The 12,842-nt window shown below is 51.2% G+C and carries 23 protein-coding genes; 20 read left to right on the top strand and 3 right to left on the bottom strand.

Annotation, left to right across the window (positions count from 1 at the left end; genetic code table 11):
- Positions 1-4 precede the first annotated feature (4 nt).
- The 13 genes from O7C57_RS20300 (at position 5) to O7C57_RS20240 (ending at position 7,067) form a co-directional block, all read left to right on the top strand.
- A complete protein-coding gene (locus O7C57_RS20300) occupies positions 5-859 on the top strand; it encodes a hypothetical protein (RefSeq protein ID WP_000539391.1) in 855 nt (284 codons plus the stop codon).
- A complete protein-coding gene (locus O7C57_RS20295; RefSeq protein WP_000829617.1) occupies positions 859-1,818 on the top strand; it encodes a S49 family peptidase in 960 nt (319 codons plus the stop codon). The genes O7C57_RS20300 and O7C57_RS20295 overlap by 1 nt, the downstream gene beginning before the upstream one ends.
- Before the next feature lie 15 nt (positions 1,819-1,833).
- Positions 1,834-2,694 carry a DsbA family protein gene (locus O7C57_RS20290; protein ID WP_000139696.1) on the top strand — a complete coding sequence of 287 codons (861 nt, stop codon included), beginning with the start codon at positions 1,834-1,836 and terminating at the stop codon, positions 2,692-2,694.
- Positions 2,695-2,727: 33 nt separating this feature from the next.
- On the top strand, positions 2,728-3,156 hold the full coding sequence (locus O7C57_RS20285; RefSeq protein WP_000591076.1) for a hypothetical protein: 429 nt from the start codon (positions 2,728-2,730) through the stop codon (positions 3,154-3,156).
- 57 nt (positions 3,157-3,213) lie between these two features.
- On the top strand, positions 3,214-3,573 hold the full coding sequence (locus O7C57_RS20280) for a hypothetical protein (RefSeq protein ID WP_000422769.1): 360 nt from the start codon (positions 3,214-3,216) through the stop codon (positions 3,571-3,573).
- Complete coding sequence (locus O7C57_RS20275) at positions 3,573-4,019, top strand: hypothetical protein (RefSeq protein WP_000919343.1); 447 nt, start codon at positions 3,573-3,575, stop codon at positions 4,017-4,019. Before O7C57_RS20280 ends, O7C57_RS20275 begins: the two co-directional genes overlap by 1 nt.
- Positions 4,016-4,534: a nitrite reductase gene (locus O7C57_RS20270; protein ID WP_000210757.1), complete on the top strand. Its 519-nt coding sequence runs from the start codon at positions 4,016-4,018 to the stop codon at positions 4,532-4,534. Before O7C57_RS20275 ends, O7C57_RS20270 begins: the two co-directional genes overlap by 4 nt.
- On the top strand, positions 4,534-4,764 hold the full coding sequence (locus tag O7C57_RS20265) for a hypothetical protein (protein WP_000972665.1): 231 nt from the start codon (positions 4,534-4,536) through the stop codon (positions 4,762-4,764). Before O7C57_RS20270 ends, O7C57_RS20265 begins: the two co-directional genes overlap by 1 nt.
- Positions 4,751-5,608, top strand: a complete 858-nt coding sequence (locus tag O7C57_RS20260; protein ID WP_001167036.1) for a hypothetical protein — start codon at positions 4,751-4,753, stop codon at positions 5,606-5,608. The genes O7C57_RS20265 and O7C57_RS20260 overlap by 14 nt, the downstream gene beginning before the upstream one ends.
- Positions 5,609-5,633: 25 nt before the next feature.
- Complete coding sequence (locus O7C57_RS21760; RefSeq protein WP_001270409.1) at positions 5,634-5,825, top strand: hypothetical protein; 192 nt, start codon at positions 5,634-5,636, stop codon at positions 5,823-5,825.
- A 2-nt stretch (positions 5,826-5,827) separates the two neighbouring features.
- Positions 5,828-6,355: a thermonuclease family protein gene (locus O7C57_RS20250; protein WP_001210659.1), complete on the top strand. Its 528-nt coding sequence runs from the start codon at positions 5,828-5,830 to the stop codon at positions 6,353-6,355.
- Between the two features lie 57 nt (positions 6,356-6,412).
- On the top strand, positions 6,413-6,685 hold the full coding sequence (locus O7C57_RS20245; RefSeq protein WP_001043046.1) for an HU family DNA-binding protein: 273 nt from the start codon (positions 6,413-6,415) through the stop codon (positions 6,683-6,685).
- A gap of 88 nt (positions 6,686-6,773) precedes the next feature.
- Positions 6,774-7,067 carry a hypothetical protein gene (locus O7C57_RS20240; RefSeq protein ID WP_001239998.1) on the top strand — a complete coding sequence of 98 codons (294 nt, stop codon included), beginning with the start codon at positions 6,774-6,776 and terminating at the stop codon, positions 7,065-7,067.
- A gap of 26 nt (positions 7,068-7,093) precedes the next feature.
- On the opposite strand, the gene O7C57_RS20235 is transcribed toward O7C57_RS20240, so the two are convergent.
- Positions 7,094-7,396 (bottom strand): XRE family transcriptional regulator, encoded by a 303-nt coding sequence (locus tag O7C57_RS20235; protein WP_000124640.1) that lies wholly within the window; start codon positions 7,394-7,396, stop codon positions 7,094-7,096.
- 4 nt (positions 7,397-7,400) lie between these two features.
- The gene (locus O7C57_RS20230) at positions 7,401-7,751 is read right to left on the bottom strand and encodes a type II toxin-antitoxin system RelE/ParE family toxin (RefSeq protein ID WP_000270043.1); all 351 of its coding nucleotides are present in this window, start codon (positions 7,749-7,751) and stop codon (positions 7,401-7,403) included.
- 162 nt (positions 7,752-7,913) lie between these two features.
- Here O7C57_RS20230 and O7C57_RS20225 point away from each other — a divergent pair, with 162 nt between their 5' ends.
- The 4 genes from O7C57_RS20225 (at position 7,914) to O7C57_RS20210 (ending at position 9,842) form a co-directional block, all read left to right on the top strand.
- A complete protein-coding gene (locus tag O7C57_RS20225; protein ID WP_001061573.1) occupies positions 7,914-8,462 on the top strand; it encodes a hypothetical protein in 549 nt (182 codons plus the stop codon).
- Positions 8,463-8,802: 340 nt separating this feature from the next.
- Entirely contained in the window at positions 8,803-8,997 is a 195-nt protein-coding gene (locus tag O7C57_RS20220; RefSeq protein ID WP_000343597.1) for a hypothetical protein, read from the top strand.
- A 10-nt stretch (positions 8,998-9,007) separates the two neighbouring features.
- Complete coding sequence (locus O7C57_RS20215; RefSeq protein ID WP_000516918.1) at positions 9,008-9,379, top strand: hypothetical protein; 372 nt, start codon at positions 9,008-9,010, stop codon at positions 9,377-9,379.
- Positions 9,372-9,842 (top strand): hypothetical protein, encoded by a 471-nt coding sequence (locus O7C57_RS20210; RefSeq protein WP_001281821.1) that lies wholly within the window; start codon positions 9,372-9,374, stop codon positions 9,840-9,842. Before O7C57_RS20215 ends, O7C57_RS20210 begins: the two co-directional genes overlap by 8 nt.
- A gap of 14 nt (positions 9,843-9,856) precedes the next feature.
- Here the strand turns inward: O7C57_RS20210 and O7C57_RS20205 are convergent, their stop codons facing one another.
- Positions 9,857-10,192, bottom strand: a complete 336-nt coding sequence (locus tag O7C57_RS20205) for a hypothetical protein (RefSeq protein WP_000683477.1) — start codon at positions 10,190-10,192, stop codon at positions 9,857-9,859.
- 96 nt (positions 10,193-10,288) lie between these two features.
- On the opposite strand from O7C57_RS20205, the gene O7C57_RS20200 reads away from it, so the two are divergent.
- From O7C57_RS20200 to O7C57_RS20190, 3 genes are all read left to right on the top strand, one after another.
- Positions 10,289-10,777, top strand: coding sequence for a DUF1643 domain-containing protein (locus O7C57_RS20200; protein ID WP_001273096.1), 489 nt, complete (start codon positions 10,289-10,291; stop codon positions 10,775-10,777).
- Positions 10,778-10,779: 2 nt separating this feature from the next.
- Positions 10,780-11,277, top strand: a complete 498-nt coding sequence (locus O7C57_RS20195; protein WP_000062185.1) for a hypothetical protein — start codon at positions 10,780-10,782, stop codon at positions 11,275-11,277.
- A 561-nt stretch (positions 11,278-11,838) separates the two neighbouring features.
- Complete coding sequence (locus O7C57_RS20190) at positions 11,839-12,771, top strand: hypothetical protein (protein WP_000434070.1); 933 nt, start codon at positions 11,839-11,841, stop codon at positions 12,769-12,771.
- Positions 12,772-12,842 lie beyond the last annotated feature (71 nt).

Here is a 12,842-nt window from a genome sequence, read left to right as displayed (position 1 = left end):
GCTTATGGGGGTAGTACGAGTTCCCTACCTCTTGGCTGAGCTGAAAGAACGCGGATGTGCTGATGAATCTGCTCTGGCGCAGGTTATGCAGCCTGGATGCCGAATTGGAGAGGAAGACCTACGGAAGTTGGCCGCAAATTTAGGGCTTGAAGTTTCTGAGCTGGCACCAGCGCCAGAGAACGCGGCCAACACCCGGTTCAAAGCAAAGCTGAGAGGAGGTTTGGCCTCCTTTCTTTTTGAGTACGACGGCTGTTTCCGACATGCCGAAGGCTCCAGCCATGCAGAAATGTTGGGTATCGAGCAAGAAGACGATATTGGTCTTCCGAGTCGAGCTGCTGACGCCATGCTCCTGGAAAAGATGCTTTACCAGGTAATCGCTCGGGCTAAGTACATGCTCGGCAAAATCGACAGCAAGTTTGTCAGGTCAGAACAAGCAATCGAGTTCCGTGAGCAACTTGCTCCTGGGATCTTCAGGCCAGGGTACAGAGGTTTCCGATTCAAGGAGGCTGCCGCTGGTGATTTGCCTACAGTCATGATTGACGGTCGGAAGTTCAATTGCGTTGCCAGTATAGCCAGAGCGCATGGACTTGATCCGGTAACGGTGCGTAGGCGCATTGCGGACACAAGGAAGGCCGCAGACAAACTCTCCAATGATGAGTGGAAACTCATCCTCGCCAAGAAAAAAGGTAAAGGGAAACCCTTCACCTATCTGGACAGGACCTACAGCAACATTGCCCAGTTCTGTCGTGAGCATCAGCTCAACACCAACCTTGTTTACCAGAAAGTCAAAGACCGGGCTGATAGCGCTGATGAAGAGTTCTGGGGACAGATAATCGAAACATGCAAAAGGAAAGACTAATGGCAGAAAACAAAGAGATCCCCTGGGAGAAAGAGCTCATTGAGAAGTACATGTTCACCCTGCATAAAGAGCAGGTGAAAGACCGGCGCTGGCGGACCATGTTGCGTGTGCTTCGCGCATCAGGTTTCGTGCTTCTCATGATCGGCTTCATCATTTTGGCATCTAATCCGGGTGGGATGCCGTGGCAAAGCGCCAAGGCTGGAGCCCCTCACACCGCGTATATCAACATCCGTGGTGAAATTGCTGCTGGCACACTGGCCGATGCTGATCACCTTATCCCGTCCATCCAAGCAGCATTCGACAACCCGAATTCACAAGCTGTCGTGCTTCGCATAAACAGCCCTGGCGGTAGCCCGGTTCAAGCAGGACGGATTTATGAAGAAGTGAAGGCGCAGCGAGCCCTTCATCCGGAGAAAAAGGTCTACGCCATCATTGATGACATCGGTGCCTCTGGCGGTTATTACATCGCCTCTGCTGCGGATGAAATCTATGCTGACCGCGCCAGTCTTGTCGGTTCTATCGGCGTCATTAGCTCAGGGTTTGGATTCACCGGCTTGATGGACAGGCTCGGCATCGAGCGCCGGGCAATCACTTCCGGAGAGCACAAAGCGCTTCTCGACCCATTCTCCCCTCTTACCTCTGATATGAAGAAATTCTGGGAGGGCGTTCTATCGAAAACCCACCAGCAGTTCATCGAACGAGTGAAGGCTGGGCGGGGTGATCGACTGAAAGACGCCCCAGAGGTGTTTTCTGGATTGCTCTGGAACGGGGAGCAGGCCAAAGAAATTGGGCTGATTGATGGCCTGGGGAGTTTGAACTCCGTGGCGCGAGACGTCATCCACCAGAGCAACTTGGTGGACTACACACCAACCGAAGACATCATCCGGCGACTGACCCAACGAGCGAAGCTCGAAGCCAGTTCCTTCGTGCAAGAACTCAGCGCTGTGAAAGTTTACTGATAGGAGCAGTTTGACATGACAGAACAAAGTACCAAATCACTACGTCTCGGGGTTTTTGCCGCCATTATTTTGGGGCTCGTAGGAACCGGGTTCGGAATCTACCAGCTCGTGAAAGAGAAGGATCTGGCGCAAGAGATCGCCAACGTGAAGTCCACGGTCAACCAGGTGAAAGATGCCGAAGGCGTCACCTTCAAAAGCAAGGCAGAGTTTGAGGCTGCTGTGGCCGAAAGCATCAATAAGTTTGTCGCGCAGAAACAACAAGCCGACATCGATCAGAAGTATGCCCAGTTCGAGGCGGCACCTGAAAAGGTCGAAGACGGCAAACACATCTATGGGGACCTTGGTGCCCGATTCACGCTGGTGGAGTTCTCTGATATGGAGTGCCCCTTCTGTAAGCAATTCCACGACACGCCCAAGCAAATTGTGGATGCCAGTAAAGGCAATGTGAATTGGCAGTGGAAGCACATGCCTCTCGACTTCCATAACCCGGCAGCTCACAAGGAAGCGTTGGCCGCTGAATGTATTGCTGAACAGAAGGGCAACCGTGGCTTCTGGGTCTTCGTGAATGAGATTTTCCATCACAGCAAAGGCAACGGTGCCGGTGTTTCTGACTTGGCCTCTGTTGTCACGGGTGTTGGTGCTGATCTGGATGCTTTCCGTGAGTGTCTCAGCTCTGGCAAGCACGAAGATAAAGTTCAAGCTGACATCCAGAAAGCCAAGAGTTACGGCGTTAATGGTACTCCAGCAACCTTTGTTGTAGACAACCAGACAGGCAAGAGTCAGCTACTCGGTGGTGCTCAACCGGCACAAGCCATCATGGCGGTGATGCGAAAAATGATGATTGAGTCGCAACAAGACGACTCAGCGAACCAATAAAAACTTTCACATGTGAAAGTGGAGTGAGAACTGATGATCAAGATTACAACTAAATTGGGGTGCCTTCTGGCGGGGCTGCTTGTCCTGTCGGCTTGCTCAAGCGTCCCTCAGACAAGCAACGAATACACGAAAGCCCTGGATGATACCAAACAGGTATGTGCTGCCTGTGCTCTGGTTGGTAATGACCTGCTGGTTGCCCTCAACAAGTCATGCGACAAACCCATAACCCCGGAGACTCTAACCAGCGTCATGAACAGTAACTCGATGTTTGCCGCCATGATGGCAATTAACTCCATTGGTGGAACCGACCTTTATCAGGTTTACCGTGATGCGGCTATCGACACCCTGCGATGCAATGAGATGGACACTTGGCCTGAACGGACCAAGGTGCGTTTCCAGCAGCCCGACATGCAAAAGGCGCTGGCCTTGAGGGTTTCTGTCAGACAGCAGAATGCAAATTAACTTTCACATGTGAAAGTCAGGTCCCTCAGGGGCCTGATTTCACTATGAGGTGTACCAATGGAGTTACAAGAAGCAAAAAATGCTCTCGATAGCCTTCACCCCCACAAGGCCTCAGCCCCTTTGAGGCTTGTCATCCACCAGCCTGGAGGGATTGGTGGAACCCCTACCGTAGGGGTGAAAGCAATTCATGCTGGGTTTGATTGGGACAGCAACACCATCCTGATCTACCCGGAAGAGCAGCTCACCCGGTTGACGCCGGATGAGGTCGCCGCCATCACGAAGTCAGTATCGAAGGGACAGTCCTGGCATTCATATCAGCAGTTCAAGAAGTATCGGGAGCAGTTGGCCGAAGCCACGGAGGAAATTAATAGGCTCAGGGCTGAGCTGGGCAGGTATCAGAATAACGGGAGGGGGTAATGCTAAAACGCGGAATTATCAATCTCGCTGCTAGTTACATCATTGTTGATGCCCTACTCCGGAATGCAGCAATTTGGATCTTTGGCTTGTCCTTCTCCATTGGTGGCACTTACGTCGCTGGCGAGGCCAGTACATGGGGCGTTTACCTAGCCACTTCTGGTGCAATGACACTCTGTTCTGTCGTAACAGCCTACCTGCTCGTGACCTATCACCGCTGGGGGCTGATGACGGCCAGGGTCTGGCTGCTATTGAGTGCCTGCCTAAACGGCTATGCCGTCTATTTGAGCAGCCACAACATCCAGTTGGTGGTGGCACTGCTTTCCAGCCTGTTTATTGCTTTGTGGATGCTCAAGACCCTTGAGCAACCAGCAGTGAAGGGGACGTACAAGGTAATCGCTGATCTTCACCGTCAGCTATGGGGAATGTTGAAGGGACAAACACAATGACGACGAATACTCAAAACGCGAACGCCAACCAGGTTCGGTCTTTACGCGACATGCTTGTCCCCGCCCTGTTGTTCTATGTGGTGATGACGGCCATGTTTGTGGGTCTTGACGCATTCATGGATAAACCCACCAGCATGAACCTGCCATTTATGCCGTTCCTTGTCTCGATGGTGAGTTTTACCAGTGACGCACGTCGAGCGTGGGACTGGCGGAACGGGACCAAGGTTGTGGCCGTATTGACTGCGGTAGCCATGCTGTTGGCATTCATCTATCAACTCGCGGTCGGAGAGGTAAATCTCTTAGGGGTTGGTATATACCCGGCCACAGCCATCCTTCTGTTGGCAATCACCTGGGTGATTCGCGCTATCGGAAAGACGGCTCCTTTCCAGTTCCTGGGGAGACACCTGGCGCGGTTTGGTGCATCGAAGTGGGTCCAGCGTACCGCCGCAGTCATTGTGCTCGCGGGTGGCCTTGCCATCACTGTCTATGCCTACTGGCTTAACCACGGGAGCTGATGATGATCATTGCAACGAAGAGCGGCTTGCTGGTGGCCGCAGAACTAATCAAGGAAGAGGCCGGGTACTGGCTACTACAGCCTCGTGACCAAAAGACGCCGGTCAGAGTGAATAAGCAAGATGACAATAAACGCGCTTTCACGCATATGGGAGACGCCCTTCGCTGGGCAGGTGATCCTGAGCTTGCAAAGCAGTTCGATGCCGAGGGGGAAGAACATGCAAATTCGTGACTACATGACAAAGTTGTTTGAAGCATTTGGTGATGTAGAAGAAGTCACCCGAGAAATGCTTCTGGAGCAGGCGGAGCTCATTCATACGATCAGCGATAAGTGTCAGAGCACAGGCCTGTTTCTGGATAGTCAGGTTCGTTTCAACCAGTTCGTTCAAGAGATTGAGGCTGACGACAATGTAGAGGATCGGTTGCTTCATGCTTGGTGCTGGGTAATGGACCGAATAGTGAAGGCACCAACATCCTTTCACATGGATGGGGCTGTGATTTTGACAATGCCTCTGGTCGCCAGATACCTGCCACCAGTTGAACGGGAGCCGGAAACCATCGTGGTGAATCTCGATGAGGACTACAAGGCTCCTGTAGGCAACCAAACACTCTGCGAGCTCATTATGGAACGGAGGCATTGGCCGCAAGGTGCAACGTGCGCGACCCAAGAAGCGGATGGTGAAATCCTCTACTGGGACGCCCCGGTTCAGGTAGTAGAGGAAGGCAGAAAGGCCGCTGGCAAGCATGGCATGATGGCTGAAATAGGATTAAAGCATCAAGTAGACTTTTGGTTTTCTGACATGGCCGAAACTCGGCTCGCAACCGATTGGAACACCGCCGTCATCACACCTCACTGCTTGCTACTTTCCTATCTTGATGTGCTCCAAAAGAACAAAGTGCCGTTTGATGAGGGGGTGCGGCTCGCTGCCGAATGGGTAACGCAACTTGGTGGGGAGTCTCGTAAAGATACCGAGGAAGAGCCGGAAGCTGATGCTACGGTGCTTTCCCTTGGGCGAGCCACAGCTCATTGCTTTAAACCTTATCCGGACACACAAAATTTCTATTACGAGGCCTAAGCCTCACCCAAACAGGAGGATCAACATGCGATACCAGGTATTTAAAACGAAGGAAGGGGGCCTGCCGGTGTTTACTGCACCGTGGTACTGGTTGGCCTCTGCCATTGCTCACTGGTCATCTCTTAACTGGGATGCCTGTCGAATCGTAGACAGCAAGGCGGATAAAACAATGCTCTGCTGGGCCAAGGCTCTACCGGCTGCAAAAAAGATGGAGTGATTATGAGGTTCGGTTTTGCAAAAAAGACGGGGATTTCAGCGTTCCTATCAGCAATGCTGGTGCTGGCTCCTCATGTGTGGGCAGAGACCTTCACTGCAAAGGTTGTGGGGGTGTCTGATGGTGATACGGTCAAAGTGCTAACGGAACAAAGCTGCGATACCGGAAAAGACTGCCGGAGTGGCAAGATCCAGTACCGAGTAAGGCTCGCGGAGATCGATACTCCAGAGAAAAAGCAGCCATACGGCTCAAAGGCGAAGCAGGCCTTATCAGATCTGGTGTTTGGTCGAATGATCAAAGTGGAGCAAATCGACAAAGACCGTTATGGCCGCCTGGTTGCCAATCTCTATGTCGATGGCAAATGGGTCAATGCCGAAATGGTCCGTTCTGGGAGTGCGTGGGTGTACCGGCAGTACGCCAAAACACCGGAGCTGTTCAAGCTGGAGACCGAGGCCAAAGCCGATAAGCGAGGTCTCTGGGCATTACCGGAATCGGAGAGAACTCCCCCTTGGGAGTGGCGAAGAAAGCACTAACCACACCCCAGAGTATGCAGGTGTAAACAGTAACCAAGAAAACAAACAGGAATAACGATGAACAAAAGCGAACTGATTATGAAAGTGGCCGAAGACGCTGATATTAGCAAAGCAAAGGCCGAAGCTGCGGTAAATGCGCTGATCAACTCAGTGAAAGAGGTGCTTAAAGCGGGTGGGACAGTAGCGCTTACTGGGTTTGGTACTTTCCACGTTAAGGAACGCGCAGCGCGAACCGGACGGAATCCCCAGACTGGAGAGAACATCCAGATCGCGGCGGCCAACATTCCTGGGTTCAAAGCTGGTAAGGGGTTGAAAGACTCCGTGAACTAGATCTTAATCATGTGACACATGAATAAGGTTTACATAAGGCTCCTTTCGTGGGAGCCTTATTCATATCAGACATGAATAAGGGGGCGGAATGAGGTTGTCGTCAACTCAAAAGGACGTTTTGTTCATTCTATACGCAATTGAGGCCGGTGGAAAAGCCGAGCCTGTACCAGGTGTAAAAATACTGGAGATGATCAACTCAGCTCGCCAGAGCGGTATTCATGGAACGAACTTCCGAACGTCATGCCACACGCTGGTGGAGAATGGCCTGTTGAACAAGTACCGGAATGCTTCTCTAAAGCTGGCCTTTAGGCTGACCGACGATGGCAGGGAACGTGCAGGAGAGATATACCGCAAACGGCTGGAGGAAGTGCAAGATAAGTAATACGCCCCATAACGGGGCGTATCGAGTTAAACGGCAAAGCCGTAGTGGGTGCCGTCCGGAAGTTCAACATCGAGGCGTAGCTTGCCACCGGAGGCCTCAACGTACCGCTTAATGGACGACAGCTTGAGATCTCGTCCAGGTTTTTCCATCTCGGAGACTGTCGGCTGTCTCACACCCAGAGATGCAGCAATTTCCCCCTGGGTAAGGTTCATGCGATCACGAAGCTCTGCCAAGTGGATGTTCAGTAACATCTCAGTGGCCGCTTTCTGTGCTTTGGCAACAACCTCAGGCTTTTCTGTTGCCAGCATTTGGTCAAGAGTTCTTGCCATAACGTCACTCCTTCTTCAATTTATCCAAGTGCGCCGCAAACTCGCGGTCTGCAATTGGGATCATTACTTCATAAAACCTTTTCTCGTCCCCGGTCTTGTTACCGGCGCAGAGAAGAATCCCCTTACGCTTTGGATCGAACGCAAAGAATGCCCTGATAGGATCTCCTTTGCTTTGGACCCGCAGCTCTTTCATGTTGCTGTAGGATGAACCGTTAACAGTATCCGCGTATGGTCTCGACAGCATGGGACCTCTATCTCGCAGCACCATCATCGAAGCCAGCACGTTGGCTCTATCGGTATCATCCAGTGCATCGAACCACTCATCAAAGGTGTCAGTTGTCTCGATGACCCACATGGTTTCTCCTTACTTAATATAGGTGCAATCCTATATAGATTCAAACCTATAATCAAGAAAAATCGGCGGCTATGGGGGACGAAATGCCGGTAAGTAGTCATGTGACTAAAATAGGGGGTAGAATAGGCCTCAATATAGTCATGTGACTAAAAGGTGTACTGAATGAACAACCTGCCCCTACTGCTCGACGCAAGAGAAGCCATTGACTACTACCACCAGCATCCAGACATGACTGATGCAGAAAAGGCCTATGTGGTCGCGTTCCTAAGCGGAGAGGGGCGCTCAAACAGTCAGATCAGAGAGGAACTGGGGATTGAGAAGGTATACACGGTTACACACCTGAAACGCGCCGGTACGCTGTCGGAGGAAGAGCTCACACTCTGGCTCAGAAATCCACGCAAGATCACCCTGGGACATGTGAGAGCCGTGGCTAAGTTACCTATCAGCAAGAGAGAAAAGCTCCTGAGGGATCTCCTGCATACCAGGACACCGGTTCATACATATGAGGCGATAGCGAAGGGCAAAGAAGTGGATAGGGATGCTGACATTAAGCGTCTGGAAACCCTGATGAGCGATGCGACGGGTAGGCCCATCAAAATTCGCTATAACCCCGCGAAGCGCTCCGGGGAGCTGACGCTGGGATTCTTCACGCTCGATGACCTGGATGACGTGTGCAAGGCTCTGGGGTTTGATCCAAGCGAGCAGATGTAAACCAGAAAACTTTCACATGTGAAAGTCTTGCAAGGTGTCTTTTTATTGTTTACAGTATCATAAAATGAATCTGTAAAGGTGCGCGATGAATGTGCTTCCAACGAAAAGCTGGCCTTGGGCGTTATAACTCAACCAGACCTGAGTGGCTGGCGGCGTACCGAAACGCAAGATGTATGAGAAGCTCAGGTAAAGAACCTGATGCTTCTCTTTCCGGGATAGCTTGGAAGGCGCAACTCATTGTTGCCCATGAAAGAGGCAGAATTGACAGCCTGGCTGTCCCTTTGGATGCCAGATTGATAGCAAAGAACCTCATCGACGAGATCCTTGCTGAGGAGAACTGATGGACGAAAAAATTACCTACGAAGAAATGCTTGAACAACTCGACCAGAAAGGCATCCGCGTCACCAACGGGGCGAGACGGCTTTATGTCGCGTTGAACAACGGAGTCAAAGCTGAGGTGCTGGGTAACTGCGGTCCCGCCACAATCAGCTTGGTTGACGGGATGATTGTTGTGGAAGAGCAGACTCTCCACTAAGGGCAGCAGCATGGGCAAAAAAGTACACATCATTTGTGGAAAGTGCGGCAGTGACGAGATGAACTTTGTCATCAATGGACACTGTCCAGACGATCCCCAGAATGTTGCCAGTATGTCCTGCTCAAATTGTTGCGAACTGACAGGCATAGCCGAGTGGTCGGAATTTAATGGACGTGAGCTGAAAGGTGAAGCCGTCGCCCTATCAACACCGGCAAACGTGAATGCTCTTCTAGGATTGCTTCGCCAGGCGATGGACAGCGTTGAGTATCGCCTCTATGGCGGGGGCATGTCATTGAGCGGTAATGATGCTGCCGAACTCATAGACCTCCAGGAGCGAGCTGAGAAGGTCTTGTCTGTTCTTCGGAGTGATCAGCATGAGTGATTTATACGAACCGCTTGAGTTTGTGTTCTGCGGCTTTAGGAAAGGGGACGCTGGGCTCTTTATCTCGGTAGCCACTTTGCGCGATGGTGTTTTAGGCCGTGAGATGTATTTCTCAAAGGGAAAAAGCAAAAGGCGCTGGGTTGTCGGTGGCATTTACTCAGGGGCCTCGTTTTCGGACAACGGAGCAAAAGGTCTGGATGATGCTCATTACGTTAAAGCATGGGAAGTGCAAGGCGACAAGATAGAGTGGCAAGCAAAAAGCGAGCAAGCCGAAGCCTTGGCGCGAAGCGAGAAACTTGAAGCCGACGATAGGAAGCGCAATGAACTCGAAGAGCTGATGCTACCCATCAGGAAGCAATATGGGGCATTAACAAAGCGACGTGATAGGGCAGGGGCCGCAGCTCTTGAAGAAGCTGTCCTGAGAGCGCTGAGAGCGCCCATCAGGAAGGCTGAGGAGAAATAACCGTGGAGCCAGTCTTAGCTAAAGCATTCGCCGGTTTTAAAGTCGTAGCTGTAAGTGCCCATCAGATTGGCTTTTCGGCTTTTTTTGCCATTGGTGTTTGCTGGCGCTTTAGGGGTCGCAAGTACGCCATAGAACAGGATACCAACAAGTGCCGCTTGCCACGCGAAAACAGCAACCAGAATCCAAAAAGCAGCAGCCAGAACCGGCAGTTTGTGCAGAAGGTTGAGCACCGGCTTGGCCCAAATCACTGCCGGGATAGCCAGCACTGCGTAACCCCAGTTGGTTGCCTCAAGCATAGCCAGGCCAAGAACAACAACAGCCATCAGCGCGATATTCAGTACATGTTTCATGGTCATCTCTCCTTTTCAACTTACACTTTTATCCTATCACAGCATTAAAAAATGCAACTGTGAAAGGGCGTTTTTCATTCAAAAAGAGGTGACACTTTGAGTGCAATTATCAGCAAGTGCGGCATGTACAGATACCGTCTGGAAAGGGATGTGCAACCCGAAGGCCTTGTGTTCGGTTATTTTGGTGTAAACGGCTCTACGGCCACGGCCACCGAGGACGATCACACGGTCAGAAAGTGGATAGGGTTTACCAAGGTCAACGGAGGGAGGCGATTCATAGTCGGTAATGCTTTTGCTTTTCGGGCGACCGACGTTCGAGAGCTGGCTACGGCGGTTGATCCTGTCGGGCCTGAAAATGAAATCCACTTGGAAAGGATTATTCGGGATGCTGATGTCTTGGTGCCCTGCTGGGGGAGCCGAACTAAGCTGCCTAAGTCTTTGCATGTTCATTTGGACAGGCTTTTAGAGCAGCTCGTTGCATCTGGGAAGCCGGTATTGGCATTTGGCGTGACTGGTTCGGGGGACCCGAAGCACCCACTAATGCTTGGATATTCGACAAAACTTGTGCCCTGGGGAGGAAAATAATTATGTCGATGCTTGAAGCACGTTACTTCGTGGCAAAGATAAGCGATGCACAGGCCGTGCTCTGCGATGAGGAGCTGGCGACACTGGAAAGGCTGATCCGGAAGGTTGATGATGGCCGCAGAGCAAATGGCAAGAGCTCGCTTACTTGCGTTGTTGTCGAAGAAGATTGGCCGAACTGGCAGCAAACGGTTGACTCTGTACTTTCACTTGCTGACGGGAAAGACAACGATTGGACCAATGCCACACCAGAACAAATCAAGGCCTTTTGGGTCGATGACTCAGTTTGGAAAACTCTGGATGGCCGGGATAAATGGATTGAAGATCTCGACCTGCTGGTGGACGGTTCCCCGGTGGCTTCTGAGTGGGAACCTTTTGGCTTGGAATCAGGGCAGTCTGTCGTCATACGAGGCGGATGGATAGAAGGGAATGCCTTGAGTGATGATGGCGTACCGCTAGTGCAGGCATTCGTCGCTTGGAAACAGGGCCAAGACAACCACTAAAGGAAAATTACTTCGGAAGGGCGGCTATGGCCGCTTTCTTTTTAATATTTACAGTATCACATAATGATACTATGATGTTGTTAATTTACTTGGGGAGGCGCTTATGCTCACTGCTAAATGTATAGGGTGCGGATGCACCGATGATCACGCTTGTGTTGAAAACGGTCAACCGTGTCACTGGCTTCGCGTGAATAGAGTGGAAGGTATCGGGGTCTGCTCTTCGTGCCCGGATGCTCTCAATCAATTCGCATCGACCAGCCAGGAACAAGCAACTGGACAGGATGACTACCGGAACAGTCCAGAATGGAAGGATTTTTCATCACGCATTGGTAATGCACTATGCGGGGGCCGGAGCAAAGCAAAGTAAGGTAAAAACGGCTATGCCGTTTTTTATTTGTCTATTACGGCATCACATTATAAGCCTGTAAATGCTGAATCTGTAATTGCCCAAAATGGGCGTGAGCAGGGGCGGGGTGTGAGGTCGTTCTAAGGCAAAATACTTTGTACTGGCAGAACAAAGAAAGAATGAACTTTCACATGTGAAAGTTTTTGGGGTACGGGATGGAACAAGCAATTCAAAGTTACTTGGCTGACGACCGGCAATATCAAGACAGGATTACCGCAGCTCTCAGCCAGGTTGAAGAGAAAGGTGCAGAGTACGAAGCTCTTTGCCAACAGCGTGCTCAGTTGGGGATCTGGCAAAAAATTATAACGTTCTGGCAGTTTCGTCGAGACATCGCCGTTATACGTTCAGCACTAAAAGGCCATAACAGCGATTTGCGGTATTTGCGCCGTGGGAGAGACCAGCTCAAAGAGGGATTGGTTTCTCGGGCCGTGAAGCAAGCGATTGACGGTAGCCAGATTCTGGAACGAATCACCCAAGCTCAAGATAGGCTTGACGCCGCATCTCGACTCCACGAGAGCAACAAGCGACTGGTGGACATGGGGCAAAAAGCCTTACGTGAAATCAGTGAGGCCTCTTCCAGTATTTCATCAGCACAAACAATGGAGGTTCTCGACCTTGTGACTGACAACAAGGGCATTTCCGTCATGTCGTCGATGTCAAACTCCTCGGCCAGCAGTGAAATAGACGATGCGAAGAGAGCTGTGAAAGCCTTCGCAAATGCGCTGGGGGATCATCGTGACATTGTGGGCTCACTGCACCACTCAATGGCAACTGAGTTTATCGATCTGGGTATGGACTTTGCCGGTTTGAATGATGGTTTCGACTTTGGGAGCGTCTTCTCGCTGTTCAGCTTGTCGTCTGCCAGTTCCTCTCTGGACAAAGTAGAGTCTCGCGTTGAATCTCTGATGCCAGATCTAAGACGAGCCGCCTCCAATTCGGCAGCAGAGTATGCCCGTGTTAACGAAGAGTTCTTTGGCCTAAAACAACAGGCCTGTTGCCAAGTGCATGAGTTGCTGGTGACAAATGGTATAGACGTGTCAGTCAAGCGCGTTGAGTCCGCCGTGAACAGCTACAGAGTTGGAAGGTGATATTTACAGCATCATAAAATGAACTTATGATGTGAGGTGATCAACAAGTCGAAATTTATTTAAAGGATAAG

It is taken from the genome of Providencia sp. 21OH12SH02B-Prov, assembly GCF_027362595.1.
Classification (GTDB): domain Bacteria; phylum Pseudomonadota; class Gammaproteobacteria; order Enterobacterales; family Enterobacteriaceae; genus Providencia; species Providencia zhejiangensis.
This window is presented reverse-complemented; position numbering and strand designations above follow the sequence as displayed.